Below are 25,457 nucleotides of genomic sequence, written 5' to 3' on the forward strand. Positions count from 1 at the left end.
ATTAGTAACTTATTCCTATTAAAAACAGATATGCAAATACAATTACCTTTTATAGTGAGGCTCACTTTAACACTATTATCCATTTTAATGCTGGGTTACCTTGCTATTATTGGTAAAAGTATACTCTCTCCCTTATTATTTTCGTTGCTTTTGGCATTTTTAATGTTGCCTTTGGCTAATTTCTTAGAAGTAAAACTGAAGCTAACCAGAAGCTTGGCAACCATACTCACTGTAGTAATTATGCTTACGGTAATTTATGGTGTTGGTCATTTTTTCGCTTTGCAACTAAGCGAACTTTGGAACGATTGGCCGCTACTAGAAAAACAAGTTACCAACTCTTTTCACGAATTACAGCACTGGATATCCAAAACTTTTCACGTTAACATTAGCAAACAAGAAACTTATTTGGCAGATAGTGCCGAAAAGGCATTGGCAACCAGCGCAACCGTTGTGGGAACCACATTAATTACACTTTCTTCTAGTTTATTGTTCGTTGCATTTACCCTGTTGTTTACTTTTTTCTTCCTCAACTACCGAAGGTTGCTCTATAAATTTCTGAGCACTGTATTTATAGAAGAGCATAGAACAAAAGTTACCGAAACCGTTAACGAGATACAATATATCATTAAAAAATACATTACTGGTTTATTTATACAAATGGTAATTGTAAGTATGCTAATGGTGCTTACATTGTCTATTTTAGGAGTTAAATACGCCATATTACTTGGCCTGGTGGCTGGTATTTTCAATATCATTCCTTATTTAGGAATTTCGATTTCTTTAATTATCAGTGTACTCATTACATTTGCCACCGCTGGAGCTACCAAAGCACTTTTTGTGCTATTTGCTTATGTTGGCATACACACTATTGATGGCAATATCTTGATGCCTTTAATTGTAGGTTCGAAAGTTAAAATCAATGCCTTAATTGCTTTTATAGGCATTGTAGTTGGCGAAATGCTCTGGGGAATTTCTGGAATGTTTTTATGTATGCCTTACCTAGCAATGCTTAAAATTATTTTCCAAAAAGTTGATGGCTTACATGCTTGGGCAATTTTACTTGGCGAAGAACAAAAAGTTCCTCGAATAAAGAAAAGAAGATCGCTATTTAAAACCAAAAAAGTTATAAAAACTGATGAGCGAACCAACTAACCGAACTTCAAAATCGCCCCACATATTAAATACTTCTGCAAATTTGTTAGGTTTTTGCTTTGTGGTACTTACCTCTAGTAAAATCACTAAAATGAACGAAGCCTCTTATATTGATGAAGGGGCAACGCTTGCGATTGTAAGTTTCATGAGCAGCTGCTTGCTATCATTTCTCTCTATCAGAAACAAATCTCAGCAACGCTCAACTAGACTAGAAAAATTGGCAGATGTTTTATTTCTTTGCGGATTAATCATCTTATTTCTAACTACCATTTTAATTGCTTTTAACGTTATATAATTATGCCTGATAATATCCCTCCTGTAAGTTCTGCAACACCAGATGGTGCTTTTTTACGCTTGTTAAATGTACTGGATACTTTACGTACACAATGCCCATGGGATAAGAAACAAACCATGGAAACGCTACGCCACTTAACCATTGAAGAAACCTACGAACTCTCTGATGCCATTTTAGATGGAGATATGCAGGAAATCAAAAAAGAGTTAGGCGATGTAATGATGCACCTAGTTTTTTACGCCAGAATTGGGGACGAGCAAAATCAGTTCAACATTACAGATGTTTTAAATGGCGTTTGCGATAAACTGATTAGCAGGCATCCGCATATTTATGGAGACGTGGAAGTAGAAAACGAAGAACAAGTAAAACAAAATTGGGAAAAACTGAAGCTGAAGGAAGGGAACAAATCCGTTTTAGCCGGCGTACCAACTTCTTTGCCGGCATTGGTTAAGGCTAGTAGAATACAAGAAAAAGCTAGAGGCGTTGGCTTTGATTGGGAAGAAAAACAACAGGTTTGGGAAAAGGTAGAGGAAGAATTGCAAGAATTTAAGGATGAATTTAACATTGCCAATGGTAAAGAAATTGATATTGAAAAAGCCGAAGCTGAGTTTGGGGATTTGTTATTTTCGTTGGTAAACTATGCTCGTTTTGTAGATATCAACCCAGAAAATGCTTTAGAAAAAACGAACAAGAAGTTCATCAAACGTTTTCAATACCTAGAAGAAAAAGCCAAAGAAAGTGGAAAAGCTTTACAAGACATGACCTTGGCCGATATGGATATCTACTGGAACGAAGCGAAAAAACTCCCGTAAAGATGTGTGCTTCCCTAAATTTCGTACCAATCAAAAATAGAATTTATTGGCATAATTTGTATTCTATTGGTGTTTTATTTTTGAGTGCTCTATGTGGCCTACTATAGTTATAGTCATTCATCCATTCTTCACTTATTGTTCTTACTTCCTGAATTGATTTAAATACGTAGGCATTTAATATATCCCTTCTGAAAGTTCCGTTTAACCTTTCGATATAAGCATTTTGCGTGGGCTCACCAGGCTGAATGAACACAAGTTGGATCTTATTTTCCTTGCTCCAAATATCCAGTTTTGCACTAATAAATTCTGGCCCGTTGTCAACCCTTATCATTTTGGGATAACCCCTTTGCTGGGCGATTTCTTCCAAACTCCTTATTACCCGTAATGTTGGCAGCGATGTGTCTGTTTCTATCGTTAAAACTTCCCTGTTAAAATCATCAATCACGTTCAATAACCTTATTTTTCTGCCATCCCATAAGCTGTCACTCATAAAATCTATGCTCCAGACCTCGTTGATTTTGCCGGGCTGGAACAAAGCCTGTTTTACCCTTGCTGGCAATCTTTTTTTAGCCCTTCTTCTTATGTTCAGTTTTAGTGCGGTGTAAATCCTGTAGAGTTTTTTATGGTTGATCATTTCCCCTGACTTTCTTATCCGATGGTAGCATTGCCAAAAACCTATGCTTACGTGCTTTTCTGTCAAACCATTTAATAGTTCAATGTACTTGTCATCCTGCTTTATGCGGGCCAAGTAACTGAAGCTGCTTCTTGAGATTTTAATGCTATCACAAGCCTTGCGCTTACTGATCTGATGTTCGACAAGCAGAAAAGTAACAGCTTCTTTTTTATCGCAAGGCGCTAAAGCTTTTTTTCAATCAGATCCTTTAGCGCATCGTTCAAAAGTGCCAGATCGGTATACATCCGTTTCAGCTTGGAGTTTTCTGCCTCAAGTTCCTTTAGGCGTTTGAGATCGTTAATTTCCATCCCGCCATATTTGCTTCGCCATCGATAGAAGGTCTTCTCTGATATGCCGTTTGCTCTGGCAATATCTGTTACCTTAACGCCTTTTTCATGCTGTCTCAATATTGAAACAATCTGTGCCTCTGTAAATTGTGTTGTTTTCATAATTGTTAATTAAAAATAGTGTCTTTTTTCTATTTTTAATCGGACCAATTTCGGGGAAGCATACAAAGACGCAATATTTTGCGTCTCAACTCTACCTCTCAACTTTTGCGTCTCAGCCAAAACAAGTAAAGACGCAAAATCTTGCGTCTCAACCTTAACCAAAACACTATGGAAAAATATACCACAATAGATCAATACATCGCATCTTTCTCTCAAGAAACTCAAAAAATTTTACAGCAACTGAGAGAAGACCTACAAAAGATGGTTCCAGAAGCGAAGCAGAAAATCAGCTATGCTATACCTACCTTTGAGCTAAATGGTAACTTAATCCATTTCGCAGGTTATAAAAACCATATCGGTCTATATCCAGGAAGCAAAGCTATTGAGGTTTTCGCAGAAGATTTGAAAGGTTACCACACTTCTAAAGGCACAGTTCAGTTGCCTATAGATAAACCATTGCCAATGGATTTAATTAAAAAGATTGTAGATTTTTGTGTAGCGGAAAACTTGGCGAAAAAGAAGAAGAAATAATCGGTTAATTGTTGATCCCGATAGCTATCGGGAGGTTAATCGGTTAACTGATACCTGACCACTAGCACCTAAATCCTATTCATCTTCATAAGCCCAAAAGCTACCTATTAAATCGTCCGTTTCACGTCTGTCTTTCTTGGTTGGCCTGCCCGCTCCCCTATCTCTTTGTAAAGTTGGCGCATGAAAAACCGATTTAAAAGCACGAGTTTCTTCCACAGGAGTTAAATCTTTGTATTTGGTAACGGCAATTTTAGCATCAGTTCTGTTGTAAGAAAAATCTACCACTTCTATCACTTTTCGCTCTGCGCCTTTACTAATTTGATAAACATCGCCAATTTTAACTATAGCAGAGGGTTTAATGTTCTGCCCTTTTAACTTCACACGTCCAGCTTTGCAGGCATCAGTTGCCATACTTCTAGTTTTAAACACCCGAATTGCCCAAAGATATTTATCGATACGTAGTTTTTCTGCTTCTGCCATAATTGCAAAACTAATGAACATTTTGCTCGGTTTTACCTTTCGACTTTCAACTTTTGACTTTTAACCTTTAACTTTTAACTTATAAACGCTTATTTTGCGTAAATTTTTAAAATACAATGATCGCTGAACTTAAAAAACAAATAGAAGAAGCTTGGGAAGATAGAAGCTTATTACAATACAAAGAATATTCTGAAGCTATTGAAGTCGTTATCCAAAAACTAAATGCTGGCGAAATTAGAGTTGCCGAGCCAATTTTAAATGGTTGGGGAATTAACGAATGGATTAAAAAAGCGGTAATCCTTTATTTCCCTATTAAGCAAATGGGCGAAACTAAGGCTGGTCCTTTTGTTTTCCATGATAAAATGGATTTAAAAACCGATTATAAAGAAAAAGGTGTACGTGTAGTACCAATGGCAAGTGCTCGTTACGGTGCTTTCTTGGCACCTGGCGTAATCATGATGCCTTCTTATGTAAATATTGGCGCCTATGTAGACGAAGGCACAATGGTTGATACTTGGGCTACCGTAGGTTCATGTGCACAAATCGGTAAACGTGTGCACTTAAGTGGTGGCGTTGGTATTGGTGGTGTTTTAGAGCCAGTTCAAGCAGCTCCAGTTATTATAGAAGACGATTGTTTCTTAGGTTCTAGAGCAATTGTGGTAGAAGGCGTTCGTGTAGAAAAAGAAGCTGTTTTAGGCGCAAATGTGGTATTAACTGCCTCAACTAAAATTATTGATGTAACTGGCGAAACTCCAGTAGAATACAAGGGTATTGTACCGGCTCGTTCAGTAGTAATCCCAGGTTCATACACTAAAAAATTTCCAGCTGGCGAGTACCAAGTACCGTGTGCTTTAATTATTGGAAAGCGTAAAGAATCAACAGATAAAAAGACTTCTCTTAATGATGCCTTGAGAGAAAACAACGTAGCGGTTTAGCTACAGTTGCGAGTTACAGGTTATTGGTTACGGGATATAAAGCCCACAACTCGTAACCTGTAACTCAAAACTACTTTAGTTAATTAGGTGGGTACTGCGCCAAAATTTCTTTTACGCCGGTATTAATTCTTTCTTCTCTATTTTTAAAGCTATCTAAATTAAATCCGTCGCCGCGGCCATGCCATACGTGCATTTTGGTTTTTGGATCTAAGAAATCAATAATGAACATCCCTTCTTGGTAACGGTCTGCAGTTCTCATCCCTCCGCCCCAAAATGGTCCCCATCCCATTCCCCAACCCCAGCCACGCCATCCCCAAGGACCTCCGTAGAAACCATTGTCATAAACATCGGTACGTTCGCGTTTCACAATTACCAAGTTTACCAGCAAATCTGGCTTTTCTGCCTTGGTAAACCCCTTGGCTTGCATTTCGGCATCAACAGCGGCCAGCATCCTTTTTTTATCAATACCATTTAATTCTAATTTCTCTAAACCTTTCTCGTAAAAATTGTACGTTTTGTAGCTACTGAAGTTTACTTCTCTATCAAAGTCAGACGCTACACGCAAACTCGAGCAGGCGGCTAGCAATATACCCATCACTAAGAAACCACCTATTTTTTTCATCGTTTTCATAGCATTTATATTTGTGTGTGATTACGTAAATTTAACGATAACATTATAATAATCATACCATTAAAACACATTTAAAAGTCAAAATGTTGTTGTTAATATTGTCATATTTAAGTAGAAAACGTTCAAACCTTATCCTTAACTTTGCGCTATGGCGATAAAAGAAGAAATCAATAAAACCTTAGAGATTTTAAAAAATGGCGGCGTAATTCTTTATCCTACCGATACGGTTTGGGGATTAGGATGTGATGCAACAAATGCAGAAGCTGTGGCTAAAGTAAACGAAATTAAAGGTCGCTCTGCGGATAAAAGCTTAATTGTACTGTTAGACACAGATAATAAGTTGCAAAGCTACGTTAATGATGTATCAGAAGTTGCTTACGATTTAATTGAATATGCAGAAAAGCCGCTAACCGTAATCTTCTCGAATGCTAAAAACTTAGCAGCAAACGTGATTAATGCAGATGGCAGCGTAGGTATCCGAATTCCTAAACATGACTTTTGCCAACAGTTAGTTCAGCGTTTTCGAAAACCTATTGTGTCTACTTCTGCTAACATTAGCGGAGAACCTACACCTAAATTTTTCGATGAAATTAGTGATGAGGTAAAAGATGCTGTAGATTACATTGTAGAGTTAGAGCAAGAAGATAAAACGCCAAAACAGCCATCAACTATTGTTAAACTGGGTACTGGCGGACAGTTTGAGTTTATTAGGAAATAGTGTTTTCGTCATTGCGAGACACGAAGTAATCTTAAAGCGAAAGGTCAATCATCTAATTATAGTAGTAAGATTGCCTCATGCCTCGCAATGACGGCATTTTTAAAGGGTTTTTCTTAACTTTGCAGCGTATGCAAACTAACCCACAGTCTCACGATGCAAAATCACTTCTCGAGAATATTGAGGCTCCTATCTTTAAAATCTTAGCCGAAACTGCAGCGCACACCCATACCGAAACTTATGTGATTGGCGGCTTTGTTCGCGACATTTACTTGAGTAGGCCTTGTAAAGATATTGACGTTGTGGTATTGGGCAATGGTATTGCATTTGCAGAAAAAGTTGGTCAGAAACTGAAAACCAATGTTGCTGTTTTTAAAAACTTCGGCACTGCCATGTTAAAACATGCAGATTTAGAAGTAGAATTTGTAGGCGCTCGTAAAGAAAGCTACAGAGCAAACTCTCGTAAACCTATTGTAGAAAACGGCACTTTAGAAGACGACCAACTACGCCGCGATTTTACCATCAATGCCTTAGCCATATCTCTAAACAAAGAAAATTACGGCGAAGTGGTAGATCCTTTTAACGGATTAGAAGATTTAGCCAACAAACTTATCCGTACACCTTTAGACCCTACAGTTACTTTTTCTGATGATCCGTTGCGAATGATGAGAGCCATTCGCTTTGCTACTCAGCTCAATTTCGAGATTGACCAAACTGCCATCGATGCTATTAAATCTCAAAAAGAGCGCATTAAAATTGTATCTAAAGAAAGAATTAGCGATGAGCTAAATAAAATTATCCTTGCTAAAAAGCCTTCTATAGGTTTTAATTATTTGTTTGATACTGGACTTTTGGAGTTAATTTTCCCGCAAATGGCTAAATTATATGGGGTAGATATCATCAAAGGCAGAGGGCACAAAGATAATTTTTATCACACGTTGCAGGTTTTAGATAACATTTGCCAAACCACCGACGATTTATGGTTGCGTTGGGCCGCAATTCTTCACGATATTGCTAAACCTGCTACCAAACGTTTCGAAGAAGGCCACGGCTGGACTTTCCATGGCCACGAAGACAAAGGCGCACGCATGGTGCCTCAAATTTTTGCACAGCTCAAACTTCCTTTAAACGAAAAGATGAAGTTTGTGCAGAAGTTAGTTTTACTGCATTTACGCCCTATTGTACTGGCGCAAGATAAAATTACCGACTCTGCAGTACGCCGCTTGCTTTTCGAAGCTGGAGAAGACATTGAAGCATTGATGCTACTTTGCAATGCAGATGTTACGACAAAGAACGAATACAAAATCAAGAAATATCGCAACAACTTTGAGCTAGTCAAACAAAAAATTAAAGATGTAGAAGAACGCGATCAGTTACGCAATTGGCAGCCTCCAATTTCTGGCAATGATATTATGACAACTTTTGGCTTAACAGCCGGAAAAGAAGTTGGTATTTTAAAAAATGCCATACGTGAAGCCATTTTAGAGGGCGATATCACTAACAGCTACGACGAAGCTTTTAAATTTATGATTAAAAAAGCTAAAGATTTAGGCTTAAAAGCGGTAGATAGCGAAACAATTAATTAATGTTTTGAGTTTCTAAAATTAAGAATTGAGCAATTAATCAATCTAACAATTACATTTTTTTGTTAATTTTACACCACAATAAAGCAGCATTTTATAACACATGGCAATTTATAGATTTAGAATTTCTTTTGAAGATTACGACGACGTTACCCGAGAAATAGACATCAAAAGCAACCAAACTTTCGAAGATTTACATAGAGCCATACACCGCAGCACCGGATATAATGCCGACAAACCTTCGTCCTTTTACGTAAGTACCGATAATTGGATTAAAGGCGATGAAATTGCCATACACCCTACTCAACGCAAGATTGATAATGGTGTAGTTTTGATGGAAAACTCAAAGCTGAGTGCATTTATCGAAGATCCACACCAAAAATTTTACTACATCTATAATTTCGAAAGACCTTACGATTTTCACGTAGAGCTCATCAAGATTATTTTAGATAACGATCCTAAAATCGAATATCCATATTTGGTTAAAAGCATTGGAGAAGCGCCAAAAATTATCGAAAAAGGAAATATTGGGGCTGTTGCAGCAAATACTACCGCAGCAAACAATGATTTCGATTTCTTAAACGAGATGGATTTTGTACCCGAAGACACCGACGAACTTGAAGCAATGGGCGGCCGGGGCATTAATGCGCAAGAAGAAGGCCACGATGACGAAGAGGATGAGCAAGAAGATGAATTTGGAGATGGCGAAGACGATTATGGAAATGACGATTACGGCAACGATAAGGACGATTATTAGTCGAAAAGTCGTAGGTTTTACGTTATAAGTTCTACGTTTTAATAGCCGAAGGTAATTTGCATATCTTAAAACCCGCAACACGTACCCCATAACTCGCAACTTATATGAAGACTTTAATTGTTGTAGTTGGGCCAACTGCCATTGGTAAAACGGCATTAGCTATTGAGTTAGCGAAGCATTTTAATACGGAGATTATCTCTGCCGACTCGCGTCAATTTTTTAGGGAAATGAGCATAGGCACAGCCAAACCATCTGAAGAAGAACTGGCAGCGGCACCACATCATTTTGTGAATTCGCATAGTGTTACGCAGTTATTTAGTACAGGCGATTTTGAAGTACAAGCTTTAGCTTTGATGGATAAATTATTTGTCAGACATGATGTCTTAGTTATGGTTGGCGGCTCTGGGTTGTACATCAATGCTGTTTGCAATGGTTTAGATGAAATGCCTGATATTGATTTAGCTATCCGAGAAAGATTAAATCAGCAATTTCTTAATGAAGGGATTGAACCTATAAGAGAACAATTATCACAGTTAGACCCAGAATATTTTGCGAAAGTAGATCAAAGCAATCCACAACGAATGATACGAGGTTTGGAAGTGGTTTTATCTACCGGACAAAAACTCAGCTCTTTCCTTACTTCCAACAAAAAAGAACGCCCGTTTAACATCATTAAAATCGGTTTAAATACCGATAGAGAAAAACTTTACCAACAAATTAACCACAGAGTAGATTTAATGATGGAAAATGGCTTGATGGAAGAAGTTAAATCTTTGGAGCCTTATAAAGAACTCAACGCACTTAAAACCGTTGGCTATTCAGAAATTTTCGATTATTTAGAAGGTAAAACAGATTTACCAACTGCTATTGATAAGATTAAGCAAAATACTCGTCGCTTTGCAAAAAGGCAATTGACCTGGTTTAGAAAAGATACAGAAAACACTTGGTTCGAACCTGGGCAAAGTGAAGAGGTAATTGAGTATCTAGAAAATGGCTAAATTCACTTTTGCATTTGCAAAAAATTACACGTAATTTTATAAAAAACACACGTATAATGACAACAAAACTCACGCTTACGGTAGAAAAATCAGTAATAGAGAGAGCTAAATCCTACGCAAAAGGCACAGGCAGAAGTTTGTCAGAATTAATTGAAAGCTATCTTGATACTGTCACTCAAGATGAAGCTAAAAAAGAAATTTCGCCTAAGCTTAAAAAAATTGTGGGAGCAGTAAAATTGCCTAAAGATTTTAACGAGCACAAAGAACTACATTCATATCTTGAAAAGAAACATTTATGAAACGAATATTTGTTGACACAAATATCATTGTAGATTTAATCGCCGACAGAAGGCCTTTTAGCAAATATGCTATTGAATTATTTTCTAAGGCAGAAGAAGGTAAAATCCAACTATTTGCTTCTTCACATTCTATTGCAACCACCCATTATTTACTTAAAAAGTATATTGATGAAAATCAACTAAGAGAAATACTTGACAACCTTCTCGACTACCTATCCATTGTGCCTATAGATATAAATACCTTGAAGAGAGGATTCAAATCTAAGCACAAAGATTTCGAAGATGCGCTTCAGATTATTTCGGCTACAACTGTAGAAAACATCAATTGTATCGTAACCCGAAATATTAAAGATTTTAGAGATAGTGAAATATTGGTGTTATCTCCTGATGAACTATCTATTAAATTGTAGCTTCGATATAGATTTCTTAACATACATCAAAAACTTTGCACTATAGATAGCGTTATCTTTGTATCAAATAAAAGGAACACTATGGAACTAGGTATTGGAATGTTTGGCGATTTACAAATTAACGCCAAAGGCGAAATACAATCGGCACAACAACGTTTACAAGAAATTATAGAAGAAATTAAGCTGATGGATCAAGTTGGCTTAGATTTTTACGGCATTGGCGAACACCATAGACCAGACTACGCCGTTTCTGCACCAGAAATTGTTTTAGCTGCGGCAGCTACGGTAACCAAAAACATCAAGCTGGGAAGCGCCGTTTCGGTGTTAAGTTCTTCAGATCCGGTTAAATTATATCAAAGTTTCGCTACAGTAGATTTAATATCTAACGGTAGAGCAGAGTTAATGGCGGGTCGTGGTAGTTTCATTGAATCATTTCCATTATATGGCCAAAATTTGGCAGATTACGATGCCTTATTTGAGGAGAAATTGAACCTTTTGGTTAAGATTAACGAGCAAGAAACCATTTCCTGGAAAGGAAAATTTAGACCAGAACTAAAAGAACAGCAAATATTGCCACGTGCGGTAAATAATAACTTAAAAATGTGGGTTGCAGTTGGCGGCACACCAGCCTCGGTAGTAAGAGCCGGCAAATTAGGCTTGCCTGTAATGTTTGCTATTATTGGTGGTAATCCAGAGCAGTTTCAACCATTATTTGATTATTATAAACAGGCTTATGAAGATGCTGGCCACGATATGAGCAAATTCCAAGTGGGTGTGCACATGCACGCTTTCTTTGGCGATGACAGTAAGGCCACGGCAGATTACTACTATCCTGTTTATTCGGCACAGATGGATAGGATTGGAAAATCTAGAGGTTGGCCGCCGTTCCAAAGAGGCCAGTACGATTTTGGACGTTCAAAACATGGACATTTAATTATTGGCGATGCAAACGAGGCTGCAGAGAAAATCATTATGATGAACGAATTGTTTGGCTTAACTCGTTTCTCGGCACACATGGATGTTGGTGCGCCAGCTCATGATCACATGATGAAATCTATTGAAATTTTTGGAGAGAAAATTGCACCTCAAGTGAGGAAAGCTTTGAGTAAATAATACATTAGTCATTTCGATGAGGAACGAAGAGAAATCTACTTATTGTACAACATCTGATTTATCGTAGGTTACGCCATATTCAGTAGATTTCTCCCTACGTTCGAAATGACGCAAGTTTTAAAGCATCTGCAAATTATCACTATCTTTACCACATGACCAACAATTGTGCAATTGCTACTGGGGCTGCCTTTGGCATACTTGCTATTATCTTAGGCGCTTTTGGCGCACATGCTTTAAAAAAAGTTTTATCGGCAGAAAAACTAGCTTCTTTTGAAGTTGGCGTGAGATACCAAACTTACAGTGCCCTGTTTCTAATTGTAATTGGATACAATGCTAATTTCCAGCTTAGCATAATGCAATGGGCTTATTACTTAGTTACAATTGGTGCCATCCTATTCTCTTTCAGCATTTACTTGCTCTCTTTAGCAGAATATCTGAAAAAGAACTTTAAGTTTTTAGGCCCAGTTACGCCGCTTGGTGGTTTGTTAATGATTTTAGGTTGGGGGTGTCTGTTGCTTTCGGCCATTTAAAATCCTAAAGTCTTTTTATAAAAGCATTTAACGAAACCATTAATCATAGATTAGAATAATACAATTCAACTATCGAATATTTGATCTCCGCTATTGCGTTTAAAAATTAAATGTTCTATATTTGCACCTCGAATAAAAATAAATAGAAATAAAATAATTATTTAACAATGTACGCAATAGTAAATATAGCAGGGCAACAATTTAAAGTTGCAAAAGACCAGCACATCTTTGTACACCGTTTACAAGGAGATGAGGGCGCTAGTATTGAATTTGACAATGTATTGTTGGTTGACAATGGTGGTAAAATTTCTGTAGGTGCGCCTGCAGTTAAAGGAGCTAAGGTTGCGGCTAAAATCGTGTCTCATTTAAAAGGTGATAAAGTAATCGTTTTCAAAAAGAAACGTAGAAAAGGTTACAAAAAGAAAAATGGTCACCGTCAATCGTTCACCAAAATCCAGATTGAGAGTATCACTCTGTAGTTAAATTATTTGCAAATTCAATGATTAGCTGCTTTTTTAGCTAGTCATATAAAAGATAAAAAAATGGCACATAAGAAGGGAGCCGGTAGTTCAAAAAACGGTCGCGAGTCGCATAGTAAACGTCTAGGTATTAAAATTTTCGGTGGTCAAGAGGCTATCGCTGGTAACATCATTGTTCGTCAGCGTGGTACAAAACACCACCCAGATAAAGGTGTTGGTATTGGTAAAGACCATACTTTATTTGCTTTGGTACCAGGTATCGTTACTTTTAAAAAGAAAAGAGATAACAAATCATACGTTTCTGTATTACCAGCTGTAGTAGAAGATGCTGCTCCTGCTAAAAAAGAAGCTGCTCCTAAAGCTGAAGCTAAGAAAACTGCTGCTCCTAAGAAAGCTGCAGCTGAGAAAGCTCCTGCTAAAAAAGCTGCTAAAGTTGAAGAAGCACCTGCTGCTGATTCTGCAGAATAATATTTGTAATTCGATTACATTTAAAAGCCCCGAGAGTTTCTCGGGGCTTTTGCGTTTATTAGGTTTTGAATGTATGAACCCAACAGTTTGATTTTTAAGATTAGGTATAGCTATTTTTTTGACAACTGCAACTTATCTACCCTATAAATAACTTATCTACCCTATAAATAATGTAGGGTAAAAAATTTTCACAAAATCACTCTAGGCATTACCTTGCAGAAAATTAAAAATCATCTGCTATGAAACAATTCAAAAACAATTCAAAAACGTATTGGATATACCTAATTATAATATTATTTTTTAGTAATTCTTGTAAAAAAGAACTTACTGATAAAGTAAACGAAATTAATGTTTCAACCTCGACCAGACTTAAACTAAATCAAAATGAATTCGATTTGATTTACAGAGATTTACGTAAAGTTTCGAACCAAACGGTTAATATCCAAGCTTTTCAAAAACTCAAAAAATCAACACCTAACTTTATTTCACTCATTGGCTCTAATTTGGACGATAAAATTAGTAAAACTGCGAGCAAATTAGAGGATTTAGATAAAAAAAATATAAATCACATATCCAAAACATCTTCAAACTCCACAGGTAAAATTAGTTATAATGAAGGAGTAAATGTGGAGCAACCAATGTATGACGAGGTTCTTGAACAGATGGTTGATGACCAAGCATTCGGTACAATGCTTAATGAAGATGGTGAAATTGAAGTCAACAATATCATATACAAAGTGACCCCATTTGGCACTTTTTATACTTCTGTCGGAAATGAAGCACTTTTAAATAGTGTGTTTGACATAGTGTATATTCAAAACGATTATACGCTGAGAATAAATGATCTTACTACACCAATTGCATTAGATCAAATTGACGTAACTGGAACTCAATACAATGATGTAGTACTACTAAATGATTATGTTTATTTTGTTGACTCCTTTATTGAAACAGAAAATGTAAATTTACAGCCGCTGGATTTCCCTAGCGATGACCAACTATATCCATTTATTTTTCCACCAAGGACGATTTCTCCAATTAACATCCCTCAGCCTGATGATAGCATCCCATTAGAGAGAAGACAAGTAAATTATCTTAGTGCTGTACCAAATGATATTTCTTCTGTTGAAACTAACCCTGCTTACCAAAACATGGTTGATTATGAAATAGATTATAGGAATGGAATTGGAAGTATTATTCAAACACTTTTTGAAAACTCGACACGTTACAACTATTTTAATGATAACTACAGAATTAGTGCTTTGATGTACAACAGAAATTACGCTATTGTAAAAACATTAGGAATTAAAATCAAGTTTCAAAAGAAAGGGTGGTTTTGGTGGAATAAGACAAATGCTCCTGAAATTAGAGGTGGTTGGGATTATATAGCCTATAACTCTGCGGTAAATGTACCAAAAATCACATTACCAAATACAGAAATCCCACCCTCTTTAGGCGCACCTTATTTAATTAATCCTTATGACGTACCATATTATGGAGCACCTATGTGGGGAACGACAAGCGGTAGTGGTAAAAGATACAATTTATATGGATGGAATATGAAAAGAGGAAGTAATGAAGTTTTCACAATAATGTTCCCTGGCTGGCTAGTACCTTTTCAACCAGATGGTTATGAAGTCAAATCAAGTTTATTTAAAGGCTTAATTAAGAAAGGATGGAATGAACTAAAAAACATATTAGTTAAGTCGGCACCCCCATCTGGCGCTTCAATTACGAATAATGACCCTTATAATTTTAAATTTCCTGTTTACTCTTTAAATGGAAATGGCGAAGTAAAATATCTTTCTATTAATGATATGGAAAATATGCCGAAGAGCTATACCTCTAATATTTTAAGAGATGATGTACTAAAAAACAGTAAAATAAATACATTTGTATCTCCGTATGAACAAGTGTCTTATAACGAGGATAAAATTGATATACCATTGGATTTCTCAACTGTTCAGATTAAAATATCTACAAATCCAAGTAATATTGCTCTAAGTGCAAGTCAAATTGCCAAGTCATTAATTACAGAAGAGCTAACGACCAGTTTCGAAGTAAAAACGGCTATGGTTTTTGGTGCAGTTAAATACAATGGACAATGGAAAGGTATAAGATTAAAAGTAAAAATGAAAGATTAAGAAAAATAAATATGAAGAAAGCAATTTTACTAGTCATCGGCGTATTTTACATGCCTACGCTTTATGCGCAAGAAATTACCAAGCAAGAAAAAGGGTATTTTAACATTACCGAGCTAGGATATTTTATGGTTAACAATGCATACGAAAGCCAAACTAGCACAAACAGTTTTAAAGTAGTTTACGATGGTGCCTACGGCATAAGTTTAAGAAATATCAACGGTTTGTTTATTACCAATAAAATAGCCTTAGGGCTAGGTGTGGGCTTAGAGAATTACACGCACAAAACTGACAATAATAATTGGGATAACACTTTTCAAGTTTTTTTTGATGCAAGGTATTATTTTAAAAATGATGAAAACACCTTTTTTGCTTACGGAGATGTAGGATCATCGGTTGCCATTAGTGACAATATTAGCAAAGGCCCTATGTTTAATTTAGGCATAGGATATAAAATTAAGCCTTCTGAAAAAACTGCTTTAGTAGGCAGTGTGGGTTTTATAGACCAAACTATTAAGGAGCAAATGCCCGTACTGCGCAATAGGTATTATGGCTTTGCATTTAAAGTTGGACTACTCTTATAAATTTTGGCAAGTCTAATATTTTCATTCCATAATTAACATGATTTATAGATGGCAATTCGTCATTAAGAGACACGAATCAATCGTACAACTATTACAGGCGACAAAAACTACCGTTTTAAGATTTTTCATTACTTTATTTTTTCTTCATCTGCATTCAAGCTTGCTACGCAGGTGCTTCGTGCCTGGCAATTACGTTACGACAAAAAACCAATCGCCCGAACTTACGAATTGACAGTCAATAAGTAATATCCATGGCTCACGTTAATTACTTGCTCTATAAGTTGAAAAGGTTTTGCACTAAAAAACTGCTTTAAATAAATGATGGAGTTCTAGATCCGAAGATTTCTCCGCTCGCTAGGCTGCGGTCGAAATGACGTATATATGATGTTTATTGCTATGAACAATTTAGACTGCCAATATAACAAATCTGCAATCTAGATTAACTCTCTCTTTCCATAATCTGCTTAGTTAACTCCCGAAGGTAAGTTTTCCTAGTTTCTTCTACTGCCAAATCATCTAAAGCTTGGTAAGCCTTAGTGAGGTATTGTTCCATTTTTACGTTAGACAAATCTTTAATACCATAATTATTGTACAGGGCTGTAACAGCTGCTACTTTTTGCTCAGCACTTTCATGTTTTCCTAATAGAATATCAGTTTCTTCGGTATTAATTAGTGCCTTTGCGTTTAAGTGAAGAAATGTTTTCTTGTTCGAAATGATATCGCCGCCAACTTGTTTTCCAAATTTCTCTGGATCGCCATACACATCTAAAATATCGTCTTGTAACTGGAAGGCAATGCCTAGGTTTTCACCGAATTGATAGAGTAATTCTGCATTTTCTTCATTGGCTCCGCCAACAATTGCACCCAATTTCATTGCACCGCCCAATAAAACAGCAGTTTTAAGCCTAATCATTTCGATATATTCTGTTATGCTTACATCATCTCTGGTTTCGAACTCCATATCCAGCTGTTGGCCCTCGCACACACCTTGTGCCGTTTGGTTAAAGGTATCTAAAACAGGTTTTAACACACTGATATTAACTTTAGATAGATGTTTGTTGGATTCCACCATCATTACATCGCCACTTAAAATGGCATTGTTAACTCCCCATTTTTCGTGTACAGTCTGTTTGCCCCTGCGCAAAGGTGCATTGTCCATAATATCATCATGCACCAAGGTAAAGTTATGGAAAGTCTCTATCGCCAAGGCAACGTCTAATGCTTTTTCAACTTCATCCGTAAAAAGTTCGGTTGCCATCAGTACCATTACTGGCCTAATTCGTTTGCCACCCAAACTCATAATATATTTAATAGGTTCGTATAAATTGGCAGGTTGCGCAGGGTAAGCTATTTTTAGGATAGCATTTTCTATAAGTTTCTGTAATTCTGTAGGGTTATGCATTATTGTGGATCTATCATGGTACCAAATGCCGATTTGCTTTCCATCATTTTAACAAAAGACTCTTCTAAAGCGGTTTGCTTTACAATAGGGTTATATTTCCAAAATACTGGATTGTAAACAATAGATTCGACAATGGTTTTATCTTGAACTTTTCTATTTAATTCGGTAAATTTTTGCGTATTCAATTTTTTATCTAACTGATATACAGTAAGCATAGAGCTAATTGAAGGATTTAAGGTTCTTCCTTGTACATTTAAGCTAAGCTGCAATTTAGTTGCAATGCTTTCTAACACTGGTATTGGTGTACTAGCGCCGTTAAAGGTGGCAATAGTGGTTGCTACAGGTGGTATTTTCACGGTAGCGCTAATGGTCATCGGTAAATTAAAGATGCTGTTTTCTAGTCTATAGATTTTTAAATCGTTTACACCGATATAATAATTAGCATTGATATAAAATTGTTTCTTGCTTCCTTTAAACTTGCAAGAAACGACGGCAATATCCTGATCTTTCTGCTCAATAACCCTATCCACAGCAATTTCAAAATCTTTTAGACTTTTAAGTGTAACGAATTTACCTTGCTTTTTAGTTTCCAAAAGATAGCCAGCCAACGAAAAAGTGAGATAAGATTGGTTGCTCAACGAAAAGGCAATACCCTCGTTAGATTCTGCAAATCTTGTTTGCTTGGCAATCCATCCTTTAACTTTAGAAACGTTAAATTCTAGGTCGTAAAACAGCTCGTAAATTTGATTAGGTTTACCGTTAATTGAGGTTAACTGCCTGTAAAATGCGCTTCCGTAAAAATTTTGATTTTGAAAACCCGCAGCCTTTTCCAGTGCGGCTTTTAATAACCTTTGCCCTCTAAAAGGATCTATTACAACGGTTTTTAGGTTAATTGCCGCAGGTTTTAATTTAACCAACTGTATGTTAGCAGTATTTGTTAACTCTTGTTCGAGCATCACATAGCTTACATGGCTATATCTTATCTTAGAAGGGATGTCTACGTTTTTAATGATAAACTCTCCAGCATCGTTGGTAACAGTACTTTGGTTGGTTCCTACTATTCCGATAGATACAAAAGGGATGGGCTCTCCTGTAATTTCGTCTACTACCTTACCTTGCAGCGTTTGCGCCTTTACAGCTATACCCACTATCAGTAAAAGAAACAGAAAACAGTTGCGCATTATTATGTTTGAAGATGCAAATTTAAAAAATTGATTAGCAAATTTCGGTTTGATTGGATAGTTTTAAAGTTGGAAGGTTGTAAAGTTGCTAACTTTAAACTGCCAACCGCAAGCCTAATCTGGCATTAATGAAAAATCAATCTGGCGCTTAGATAAATCTACTTTTTTAACCTTAATCTGCACTTCATCACCCAGTTGATATTTACGTTTTTTACGCTGGCCAATTATGCAGTAGTTTTTTTCATCTAGCACATAAAAATCATCACTAATGTCACGTAAACGGATCATCCCTTCACATTTATTTTCTTCAATTTCTACATACATGCCCCACTCTGTTACTCCAGAAATGATGCCTGTGTAGATAGAGCCAATGTTTTCTTCCAAGTATTCGGCCTGTTTATATTTTACAGAAGCTCTTTCTGCATCGGCGGCACGTTTTTCCATAGCAGATGAGTGTACGCTAGCCGCTTCAATTTCTTCTGCATTGGCCGATTTTCCACCATCAAGATATAAAGCTAACAGACGGTGCACCATTACATCGGGATAACGACGAATAGGAGAAGTAAAATGAGTATAATATTCAAAAGCTAGACCATAATGACTGGTCTTTTTAGTGGTGTAAATAGCTTTAGCCATTGATCTGATAGCCAAAGAAGTTAACAAATTCTGTTCTTTTTTACCTTCTACATCATTCATCAAAAAATTCAACGATTTGGCTATATCTTTATCAGATTTAGTAGCTTATCTTATAGCCAAAACGAGACGCAAACGTAGCAAAACTAGTGAGCGCTTCTAGGTTAGGAGAATCGTGCGAACGATAAACAAAAGTGTACTTTTGCTTTCCTTTACCCTTTTTAGCAATAAACTCGGCTACTTTTTTGTTGGCCAACAACATAAAATCTTCGATAAGCTTGTGCGCATCTTTACGTTCTTTTACGTAAACGCCTATAGGTTTACCAAAATCATCGAGCTTAAATTTAACTTCAGCATTTTCGAAACTGATGGCTCCATTTTTAAACTTCGCATCTCTAAGTACGTAAGCTATTTCGTTTAATTTTAATATTTCCTCTGCGTAATCTCCAGATTTAGTTTCAATTACCTCTTGTGCTTCTTCGTAAGTAAAACGCCTATTAGAATGAATTACGGTACGTCCAAACCATTGGTCGTGAATATTAGCTTGGTCATCCATCTCAAAAACAGCGGCAAAACACAACTTATCTTCATTGGGGCGTAACGAACATACCCCGTTACTTAATCTTTCTGGCAACATCGGTATTACTCGATCTACCAAGTAAACTGAAGTTGCTCTATGTTCTGCCTCTTTATCTAAGCTACTATTTGGGGTTACATAATGAGAAACATCAGCAATGTGCACCCCTATTTCATAATGTCCGTTATCCAACTTTTTAAAGGAAATAGCATCATCAAAGTCCTTTGCATCAATAGGATCTATGGTAAAAGTTACCGTATCTCTAAAATCTCTACGGTTTTTCAAATCAGCTTCACTAACTTGTTCAGGAATAGCGTTCGCTTCCTTTTCTACTTCAGATGGAAAACTTAAAGGGAAACCATATTCGGCTAAGATGGCATTCATCTCGGTGTTGTTTTCGCCCTGTTCTCCTAAAATATGAATAATTTTTCCTATCGGATTTTTAGCTCCCTCTGGCCAATCTGCAAGCGCTACCTGAACCTTTTGACCATTTTTAGCTCCGTTTAAATCGCTTAACGGCACAAAAATATCATGGTGCATTTTTCTATCATCAGGAATAACAAAAGCAAAACGATCTGAAACCTTGGCTACACCAATAAATTCTGTTTTGGCACGCTTTAATATTTCTACAATTTCGCCTTCGTTTCTTCTGCCGCCACTTTTCTTGGCAAAAACGTAAACTTTTACCTTATCGCCATGCAGTGCATTTCTTAACTTTCTGGGCGCAACAAAAATATCTTTTTCAAACTCGTCATCTGGTACAATAAAAGCAGAACCATCTGCCGTCATATCAACCGTACCAGTTACAAACGTTTTTAGATCTTTCATTTTAAACTTACCGCGTTCGGGCCTTACAAACAGGCCTTTCTCGGTTTGTTCTATCAATACTTCTAAAATTGTATCTATAGATGCTTTATCGTCTAGGTTTAAGCGAGCTGCAACTTGCTTGTGATTAAGTGCTATATTCTTATTTTTCTCAAAAACATCGCTTATTAGCTGAGTAAGAACAAGTTTAAACTGAGCATTTTTGTTTTTTGCCATAATCGTTTTCCAATTGTACCGAAGATAACAAAAGTAGGCGTTTAATTGTGTTTTTAGGTTGCTTTTTAATGCGATTAGCCTAAAACGGTTAGCACAATTAAAATTTATCATTAGGGCATAAACAAAAACAGCCCAGGAAACCCTGAGCTGTTTTGTACAAATTTTTAAATTATCTATATCTTTTTCAAATCAAAGATATAGGTGCCTCTATCGCCACAAGCCACAATTACCGTACTGCCTATTACCCTAGATTTAAGCACATTAAAACTGCCACCAAATGTTGTTGGAAAATGTATTCGTGCTAATATTTTAATTTTATCGTTCTCAATTTGAGCTACTATTAAACTACTGCCAGTAGAAATGTATATTTTATCGTTTACTATAGATATGGAATTGATAGAACCCGCCACATCTACTTGATGCAAAACTGCGTTACTACTTTTATCTACATAAATTAGATAATAGTTATTGCCAAAAAGAAAATTCCCATTTGGTGTTGAAGCTACCGAACCTATACCTTCTTGGTTGCTTGGGATGATCCAATGTTTGTAATTACCAATTACCGCTGTGGTAGGGTTAAATGTTGCATAGCTGTATCCATTTGTTGCAATGATATCGTTATTAGAAAAAGTAATAGACTTTACCTCGCCATACGATTGAAATGCAGTTTTTGTAGCTGTTTGACCGGAAAAAGAAATGATGCTAATACCTCCATTATTTGCAGAAGCCGCATAAAGCTTACCGTTGCTTTCGTTATATTTAATGTCTTTTGTAGAATAACCCTGCAAGCCAACCACTTGTGCCTGAGTTAAACTATTGCCCTCTACTTTAATGATACCAGCCACTGATGGTGCTGGTAAATTATAATTTTCGTGAGTTTCAAGATCCATTCCGAGATAAAGGCGACCGTTGCCATTGCTTAAACAAGTTACATCTGCCTCGGTAGTACTCACAGCAGAAACCAGTTGTGGCGTACCCGATGCTTGTAATTGAAAAATATCTACACCACCACCGTAAGCTTCGCCTGGGGTTTGATAAGCAATAGCATAATAATTACCATAGGGAGAAACTTCTAGTGCACTTAACGCATTATTGTTTACACCAACTTGGGGCGCAATTTTTCCTTTGTAAACCAATTGATATGGGAAAGCAGGAGTTAACGCATCAGTAGTTACATTATCATTTAATGTTGCAGCGTTAGCCTGAAAATTCAAAACCAGACCTTCATTATTCAGATCTACACGGTTTGCAACATTTGAATTATTGATTTTGATAATTTTTGCGGCATTATCTAATTCTACAGCTGTTAAATCTTGTGTTTCTTTTTTACAAGAGTAAATGGTTGTAGAAAATAAAACGGAAGCAACTAGCAGAAACCTCTTTTTTAACATTCTCTTTTCTAAAATTTTATAAAAACATAGAAAAAATAGTACCAAAAACAGTTGTGAAAGGTAAAACGTTCTGAACCAACAATCAGCCATTTTTCTCACAACCAATAAGTGTAGAAAAAATTTCAAGCTGGGGAAAATACTCTTTTTTTGAGTAAAAAATTACCCAGTGAAAAATTAGAAATTACCCGGTATGGCATCTATTAATTTTTGCGTGTAGGCTGCTTTAGGACTTTTATAAATCTCCTCCGGAAAGCCTTGCTCCTCTATTTTCCCTTTGTTCATGATAATCATTCGATCTGAAATATGCTTAACTACGGCCAAATCATGAGAGATAAAAATATAGGTTAAGCCAAATTCTTCCTGCAAATCTCTCAGTAAATTTAAAACCTGCGCTTGTACAGAAACATCTAAAGCAGAAACTGATTCGTCGCAAACAATAAACTTAGGTTTAAGTGCCAAAGCTCGGGCAATAACAATACGTTGTCTTTGGCCGCCAGAAAACTCATGCGGATAGCGATTAAAATGCTCTGCTCCTAAGTTTACCTTTTCTAGCAGTTGAATTACATGCGCCCTTCTTTCCGCATCATTAGCATAAACACCATGAACAATTAGTGGCTCCATAACAGATTGCCCAACCGTAATTTTAGGATTTAGCGATGAGTATGGATCTTGGAAAATTAACTGCACATCTCGCCTTAATTTTCTAAGCTCCTTTTTATTCAAATTAGTAATGTCATTACCATCAAAAATCAGTTTACCAGAAGTAGGCTCAACCAAGCGTAAAATGGTTCTGCCTAAGGTAGTTTTACCACAGCCAGATTCGCCCACTAAACCTAAAGTCTCTCCCGGAAAAACATCAAACGAAACTTGATCAACTGCTTTTACAAAATCTTGCGTTTTACCAAACAAACCTTTTTTTATGGGGTACCAAGTACATAAATCTTGTACTTTTAAAATTGGCTCTTGACTATACAGTTTAGCTCTTCTTTGGTTGACTTCTTCTTGGGTAAAAGTATTTTTATCTAGCAAATGCTGTAAACCCACTTCTTTGTCTTCGTTTAGAAAATCTGCAACAGTTGGCAATTTTTTAAGCAATCTTTTAGGCGATGGGCGACAAGCCAGTAAGCCTTTTGTATAGGGATGCTGAGGATTTTCGAATAATTGTTTTGCGGCACCTTGCTCTACAATATCGCCTTTGTACATTACCATCAGTTCGTCAGCAATTTCGCTCATTAGCCCCAAATCATGAGAAATGAAAATCATAGCCATGTTACGTTCGGTCTTTAAACGAGCCAATAACTGGAGAATAGTTTTTTGAACGGTAACGTCAAGCGCTGTAGTGGGTTCGTCGGCGATAAGTAGTTCTGGATTGCAGCTTAAAGCCATTGCAATCATTACCCTTTGTTTTTGTCCGCCAGAGAGTTGGTGCGGATAGCTGTCGAAAATATTCTCTGGTCGTGGTAATTGCACTTCCTTAAATAAATTGATGGTGTGCGTTTTGGCAGTTTGCTTATCCACCTGTTGGTGTAACATAATCGCCTCCCTAACTTGCTCTCCGCATGTAAAAACTGGGTTTAGCGAAGTCATGGGCTCCTGAAAGATCATGGCTATTTTATTGCCGCGATATTTTCTGATTTCTTGGTCGCTTAAATGAAGTAAATCAATACTATCTAAATTAATTTCGCCAGCTATTTTTGCATTCTTGCTATCGTGCAAACGCATGATAGAGAAAGAAGTAACGGATTTACCAGAACCAGACTCGCCAACAATGCCTAAAACTTTGCCTTTTTCGAGACTGAAGCTAACTTTATGAACGGTTTCTAACCAGGTTTTATCTTCTTGGTTATAAAATTTTACGGCAAGATCTTTTACTTTAAGCATTAGCAACGATTAGCTTTGAATTTGTCTGATAAAAAAATAGATTAAGGCAGCAGCTGACACGAAAAAAGCTAACAATCCACCAATAAACAATAGGCCGTTCAATTGAGGATGGATAGGCGTCGAGAAGCCAATGCCAATACTGAACCAAGAAAGAACTAAAGCCAATAAAGAAAAAAACATTTTTAAAGCAAAGCTATTTTTTTCACGTTTCATAAAAACACACGATTACTTCACTAAAGTAATATTTTCTGGCGGAATTACAGGCAATCCTTTAAAACGTAATAAAATTTGTGCTGTAGTTATCAAATCATTTTCGCAATATCCTGCAATTCTTGCCAAATCTTTGTCTTGGTAATATACTTCTTTTACCTTACTGCCATCAATATCATTTTTTGGTGTGGGCAAATCGAAAATTGCTGCGAGCAAATTTAGCGAGGTGTAGTTTTTGTAATCGCCAAATTTCCAGAGTTCCATGGTATCTAAATGGTTAATTTCCCAAGGTTTTTTGCCTGTTATTTGTAGTTGATGAGGAATAGGCAATCCGTTAATGAGCATTCTTCTGCACAAATAAGGAAAATCGAACTCTTTGCCGTTGTGTGCACAAAGCTGAAGGTTTTTAGATTGCTTACTTAATAAACTGATGAATTGTTTGAGGATCGTTTTTTCATTGCTATCTGCAAATGAACAGACCCTTAAATGAATTTGTTTACGCTCTAAATGATAAATGCCAATGCTTATACAAACTATTTTGCCAAACTCTGCCCAAATGCCTGCTTTTTCATAAAATTCATTTGCGGTTTGTTCTTGTTTACGTTGGTATCGACTTTTCTGTTCCCATAAATCTTGAAGGTGCGGCGATAATTCGTCAAAGCTTTCCTTTTGCGGAACGGTTTCAATATCGATGACAAAGACATTGTTGAGTTTAAGGTCTTTTAACATAATAGCTCGGATAGATGTATATCCAAATTACTAAAATTTTCTGAATTATTGCTGCTTTAATTCTCCCGCAGATTTTCGCTGATGTGTCCGCAGATTAAATAAAAAAAATTGAACCACCTAAGACACCTTAGCACACTTTAGTTTTAATTATTTCTCCCGCAGATTTTCGCTGATGTGTCCGCAGATTAAGGAAGATGATCCAACATTATGCTTAAGTGGACTTAGGTTTCTAAGGTGGTACAAACTAAGTCCTCATTTTTTTGATTAACTTGAATAATTATTTCTCCCGCAGATTTTCGCCGATGTATCCGCAGATTAAGGAAGATGACCCAACATTATGCTTAATTGGACTTAGGTGTCTTAGGTGGTTAATAAAA

General features: G+C 36.5%; 25 protein-coding genes and 1 pseudogene. 17 read left to right on the top strand and 9 right to left on the bottom strand.

Annotated elements, in window-relative coordinates:
- Positions 1 to 30 precede the first annotated feature (30 nt).
- From OVA16_RS17985 to mazG, 3 genes are read left to right on the top strand one after another with little or no spacing between them, the layout of a single operon-like run.
- Entirely contained in the window at positions 31 to 1,152 is a 1,122-nt protein-coding gene (locus OVA16_RS17985) for an AI-2E family transporter (protein ID WP_267762264.1), read from the top strand.
- Positions 1,136 to 1,447, top strand: coding sequence for a hypothetical protein (locus OVA16_RS17990; RefSeq protein WP_267762265.1), 312 nt, complete (start codon positions 1,136 to 1,138; stop codon positions 1,445 to 1,447). The genes OVA16_RS17985 and OVA16_RS17990 overlap by 17 nt, the downstream gene beginning before the upstream one ends.
- A 2-nt stretch (positions 1,448 to 1,449) precedes the next feature.
- Positions 1,450 to 2,259, top strand: a complete 810-nt coding sequence (mazG, locus tag OVA16_RS17995; RefSeq protein ID WP_267762266.1) for a nucleoside triphosphate pyrophosphohydrolase — start codon at positions 1,450 to 1,452, stop codon at positions 2,257 to 2,259.
- Between the two features lie 43 nt (positions 2,260 to 2,302).
- On the opposite strand, the gene OVA16_RS18000 is transcribed toward mazG, so the two are convergent.
- A protein-coding gene (locus tag OVA16_RS18000; protein ID WP_267759787.1) for an IS3 family transposase occupies positions 2,303 to 3,381 on the bottom strand; the annotation gives its coding sequence in 2 pieces (ribosomal slippage) (positions 2,303 to 3,120 and positions 3,120 to 3,381; 1,080 coding nt in all).
- A 168-nt stretch (positions 3,382 to 3,549) separates the two neighbouring features.
- On the opposite strand from OVA16_RS18000, the gene OVA16_RS18005 reads away from it, so the two are divergent.
- Positions 3,550 to 3,912 carry an iron chaperone gene (locus tag OVA16_RS18005; RefSeq protein WP_267762268.1) on the top strand — a complete coding sequence of 121 codons (363 nt, stop codon included), beginning with the start codon at positions 3,550 to 3,552 and terminating at the stop codon, positions 3,910 to 3,912.
- A 75-nt stretch (positions 3,913 to 3,987) separates the two neighbouring features.
- On the opposite strand, the gene OVA16_RS18010 is transcribed toward OVA16_RS18005, so the two are convergent.
- The gene (locus tag OVA16_RS18010) at positions 3,988 to 4,392 is read right to left on the bottom strand and encodes an RNA-binding S4 domain-containing protein (RefSeq protein WP_267765430.1); all 405 of its coding nucleotides are present in this window, start codon (positions 4,390 to 4,392) and stop codon (positions 3,988 to 3,990) included.
- A 116-nt stretch (positions 4,393 to 4,508) separates the two neighbouring features.
- Between OVA16_RS18010 and OVA16_RS18015 the strand changes: the two genes are divergently transcribed.
- Positions 4,509 to 5,327, top strand: a complete 819-nt coding sequence (locus OVA16_RS18015) for a 2,3,4,5-tetrahydropyridine-2,6-dicarboxylate N-succinyltransferase (protein WP_267762269.1) — start codon at positions 4,509 to 4,511, stop codon at positions 5,325 to 5,327.
- A 79-nt stretch (positions 5,328 to 5,406) separates the two neighbouring features.
- Here the strand turns inward: OVA16_RS18015 and OVA16_RS18020 are convergent, their stop codons facing one another.
- Positions 5,407 to 5,958, bottom strand: a complete 552-nt coding sequence (locus tag OVA16_RS18020; protein WP_267762270.1) for a DUF4136 domain-containing protein — start codon at positions 5,956 to 5,958, stop codon at positions 5,407 to 5,409.
- Positions 5,959 to 6,106: 148 nt separating this feature from the next.
- Here OVA16_RS18020 and OVA16_RS18025 point away from each other — a divergent pair, with 148 nt between their 5' ends.
- The 12 genes from OVA16_RS18025 to OVA16_RS18080 all read left to right on the top strand — a co-directional run bounded on the left by OVA16_RS18025 (position 6,107) and on the right by OVA16_RS18080 (position 16,035).
- Complete coding sequence (locus tag OVA16_RS18025; protein ID WP_267762271.1) at positions 6,107 to 6,676, top strand: L-threonylcarbamoyladenylate synthase; 570 nt, start codon at positions 6,107 to 6,109, stop codon at positions 6,674 to 6,676.
- 128 nt (positions 6,677 to 6,804) lie between these two features.
- Entirely contained in the window at positions 6,805 to 8,259 is a 1,455-nt protein-coding gene (locus tag OVA16_RS18030) for a CCA tRNA nucleotidyltransferase (RefSeq protein ID WP_267762273.1), read from the top strand.
- A 100-nt stretch (positions 8,260 to 8,359) separates the two neighbouring features.
- Positions 8,360 to 9,013, top strand: coding sequence for an IS1096 element passenger TnpR family protein (locus tag OVA16_RS18035; protein WP_267762274.1), 654 nt, complete (start codon positions 8,360 to 8,362; stop codon positions 9,011 to 9,013).
- Positions 9,014 to 9,117: 104 nt separating this feature from the next.
- Positions 9,118 to 10,011 carry a tRNA (adenosine(37)-N6)-dimethylallyltransferase MiaA gene (gene miaA / locus OVA16_RS18040; RefSeq protein WP_267762275.1) on the top strand — a complete coding sequence of 298 codons (894 nt, stop codon included), beginning with the start codon at positions 9,118 to 9,120 and terminating at the stop codon, positions 10,009 to 10,011.
- 56 nt (positions 10,012 to 10,067) lie between these two features.
- Positions 10,068 to 10,310 (top strand): DUF6364 family protein, encoded by a 243-nt coding sequence (locus tag OVA16_RS18045; protein ID WP_267762287.1) that lies wholly within the window; start codon positions 10,068 to 10,070, stop codon positions 10,308 to 10,310.
- Positions 10,307 to 10,720 carry a type II toxin-antitoxin system VapC family toxin gene (locus OVA16_RS18050; protein ID WP_267762288.1) on the top strand — a complete coding sequence of 138 codons (414 nt, stop codon included), beginning with the start codon at positions 10,307 to 10,309 and terminating at the stop codon, positions 10,718 to 10,720. The genes OVA16_RS18045 and OVA16_RS18050 overlap by 4 nt, the downstream gene beginning before the upstream one ends.
- Before the next feature lie 81 nt (positions 10,721 to 10,801).
- Positions 10,802 to 11,833, top strand: a complete 1,032-nt coding sequence (locus tag OVA16_RS18055; RefSeq protein ID WP_267762290.1) for an LLM class flavin-dependent oxidoreductase — start codon at positions 10,802 to 10,804, stop codon at positions 11,831 to 11,833.
- A gap of 152 nt (positions 11,834 to 11,985) precedes the next feature.
- Entirely contained in the window at positions 11,986 to 12,363 is a 378-nt protein-coding gene (locus tag OVA16_RS18060; protein WP_267762291.1) for a DUF423 domain-containing protein, read from the top strand.
- A 167-nt stretch (positions 12,364 to 12,530) separates the two neighbouring features.
- The gene (gene rplU, locus OVA16_RS18065; protein ID WP_138731332.1) at positions 12,531 to 12,842 is read left to right on the top strand and encodes a 50S ribosomal protein L21; all 312 of its coding nucleotides are present in this window, start codon (positions 12,531 to 12,533) and stop codon (positions 12,840 to 12,842) included.
- 63 nt (positions 12,843 to 12,905) lie between these two features.
- A complete protein-coding gene (gene rpmA, locus OVA16_RS18070) occupies positions 12,906 to 13,310 on the top strand; it encodes a 50S ribosomal protein L27 (protein WP_138724197.1) in 405 nt (134 codons plus the stop codon).
- 239 nt (positions 13,311 to 13,549) lie between these two features.
- A complete protein-coding gene (locus OVA16_RS18075; protein ID WP_267762294.1) occupies positions 13,550 to 15,454 on the top strand; it encodes a hypothetical protein in 1,905 nt (634 codons plus the stop codon).
- An 11-nt stretch (positions 15,455 to 15,465) separates the two neighbouring features.
- A complete protein-coding gene (locus OVA16_RS18080; RefSeq protein ID WP_267762296.1) occupies positions 15,466 to 16,035 on the top strand; it encodes a hypothetical protein in 570 nt (189 codons plus the stop codon).
- A 439-nt stretch (positions 16,036 to 16,474) separates the two neighbouring features.
- Here the strand turns inward: OVA16_RS18080 and OVA16_RS18085 are convergent, their stop codons facing one another.
- From OVA16_RS18085 to OVA16_RS18110, 6 genes and pseudogenes are all read right to left on the bottom strand, one after another.
- The gene (locus OVA16_RS18085; RefSeq protein ID WP_267762298.1) at positions 16,475 to 17,437 is read right to left on the bottom strand and encodes a polyprenyl synthetase family protein; all 963 of its coding nucleotides are present in this window, start codon (positions 17,435 to 17,437) and stop codon (positions 16,475 to 16,477) included.
- Positions 17,437 to 18,618: a carboxypeptidase-like regulatory domain-containing protein gene (locus OVA16_RS18090; protein ID WP_267762300.1), complete on the bottom strand. Its 1,182-nt coding sequence runs from the start codon at positions 18,616 to 18,618 to the stop codon at positions 17,437 to 17,439. Before OVA16_RS18090 ends, OVA16_RS18085 begins: the two co-directional genes overlap by 1 nt.
- 114 nt (positions 18,619 to 18,732) lie before the next feature.
- A pseudogene (rnr, locus tag OVA16_RS18095) lies at positions 18,733 to 20,869 on the bottom strand (ribonuclease R).
- A gap of 173 nt (positions 20,870 to 21,042) precedes the next feature.
- The gene (locus tag OVA16_RS18100) at positions 21,043 to 22,260 is read right to left on the bottom strand and encodes a hypothetical protein (protein ID WP_267762301.1); all 1,218 of its coding nucleotides are present in this window, start codon (positions 22,258 to 22,260) and stop codon (positions 21,043 to 21,045) included.
- 174 nt (positions 22,261 to 22,434) lie between these two features.
- The gene (locus tag OVA16_RS18105; RefSeq protein ID WP_267762302.1) at positions 22,435 to 24,141 is read right to left on the bottom strand and encodes an ABC transporter ATP-binding protein; all 1,707 of its coding nucleotides are present in this window, start codon (positions 24,139 to 24,141) and stop codon (positions 22,435 to 22,437) included.
- 225 nt (positions 24,142 to 24,366) lie between these two features.
- Entirely contained in the window at positions 24,367 to 25,080 is a 714-nt protein-coding gene (locus OVA16_RS18110) for a 3'-5' exonuclease (RefSeq protein ID WP_267762303.1), read from the bottom strand.
- Positions 25,081 to 25,457 lie beyond the last annotated feature (377 nt).

This window comes from Pedobacter sp. SL55 (assembly GCF_026625705.1).
Lineage (GTDB): Bacteria > Bacteroidota > Bacteroidia > Sphingobacteriales > Sphingobacteriaceae > Pedobacter.

Coding starts and splice junctions, on each gene's coding strand:
- OVA16_RS18025 (WP_267762271.1), top strand. CDS start 6,107: ATGGCGATAAAAGAAGAAATCAATAAAACCTTAGAGATTTTAAAAAAT.
- OVA16_RS18090 (WP_267762300.1), bottom strand. CDS start 18,618: ATGCGCAACTGTTTTCTGTTTCTTTTACTGATAGTGGGTATAGCTGTA.
- OVA16_RS18035 (WP_267762274.1), top strand. CDS start 8,360: ATGGCAATTTATAGATTTAGAATTTCTTTTGAAGATTACGACGACGTT.
- OVA16_RS18020 (WP_267762270.1), bottom strand. CDS start 5,958: ATGAAAACGATGAAAAAAATAGGTGGTTTCTTAGTGATGGGTATATTG.
- OVA16_RS18050 (WP_267762288.1), top strand. CDS start 10,307: ATGAAACGAATATTTGTTGACACAAATATCATTGTAGATTTAATCGCC.
- OVA16_RS18100 (WP_267762301.1), bottom strand. CDS start 22,260: ATGTTAAAAAAGAGGTTTCTGCTAGTTGCTTCCGTTTTATTTTCTACA.
- OVA16_RS18075 (WP_267762294.1), top strand. CDS start 13,550: ATGAAACAATTCAAAAACAATTCAAAAACGTATTGGATATACCTAATT.
- OVA16_RS18060 (WP_267762291.1), top strand. CDS start 11,986: ATGACCAACAATTGTGCAATTGCTACTGGGGCTGCCTTTGGCATACTT.
- rpmA (WP_138724197.1), top strand. CDS start 12,906: ATGGCACATAAGAAGGGAGCCGGTAGTTCAAAAAACGGTCGCGAGTCG.
- OVA16_RS17990 (WP_267762265.1), top strand. CDS start 1,136: ATGAGCGAACCAACTAACCGAACTTCAAAATCGCCCCACATATTAAAT.
- OVA16_RS18030 (WP_267762273.1), top strand. CDS start 6,805: ATGCAAACTAACCCACAGTCTCACGATGCAAAATCACTTCTCGAGAAT.
- OVA16_RS18010 (WP_267765430.1), bottom strand. CDS start 4,392: ATGGCAGAAGCAGAAAAACTACGTATCGATAAATATCTTTGGGCAATT.
- OVA16_RS18085 (WP_267762298.1), bottom strand. CDS start 17,437: ATGCATAACCCTACAGAATTACAGAAACTTATAGAAAATGCTATCCTA.
- OVA16_RS18005 (WP_267762268.1), top strand. CDS start 3,550: ATGGAAAAATATACCACAATAGATCAATACATCGCATCTTTCTCTCAA.
- miaA (WP_267762275.1), top strand. CDS start 9,118: ATGAAGACTTTAATTGTTGTAGTTGGGCCAACTGCCATTGGTAAAACG.
- mazG (WP_267762266.1), top strand. CDS start 1,450: ATGCCTGATAATATCCCTCCTGTAAGTTCTGCAACACCAGATGGTGCT.
- OVA16_RS18105 (WP_267762302.1), bottom strand. CDS start 24,141: ATGCTTAAAGTAAAAGATCTTGCCGTAAAATTTTATAACCAAGAAGAT.
- OVA16_RS18080 (WP_267762296.1), top strand. CDS start 15,466: ATGAAGAAAGCAATTTTACTAGTCATCGGCGTATTTTACATGCCTACG.
- OVA16_RS18045 (WP_267762287.1), top strand. CDS start 10,068: ATGACAACAAAACTCACGCTTACGGTAGAAAAATCAGTAATAGAGAGA.
- OVA16_RS17985 (WP_267762264.1), top strand. CDS start 31: ATGCAAATACAATTACCTTTTATAGTGAGGCTCACTTTAACACTATTA.
- rplU (WP_138731332.1), top strand. CDS start 12,531: ATGTACGCAATAGTAAATATAGCAGGGCAACAATTTAAAGTTGCAAAA.
- OVA16_RS18055 (WP_267762290.1), top strand. CDS start 10,802: ATGGAACTAGGTATTGGAATGTTTGGCGATTTACAAATTAACGCCAAA.
- OVA16_RS18110 (WP_267762303.1), bottom strand. CDS start 25,080: ATGTTAAAAGACCTTAAACTCAACAATGTCTTTGTCATCGATATTGAA.
- OVA16_RS18015 (WP_267762269.1), top strand. CDS start 4,509: ATGATCGCTGAACTTAAAAAACAAATAGAAGAAGCTTGGGAAGATAGA.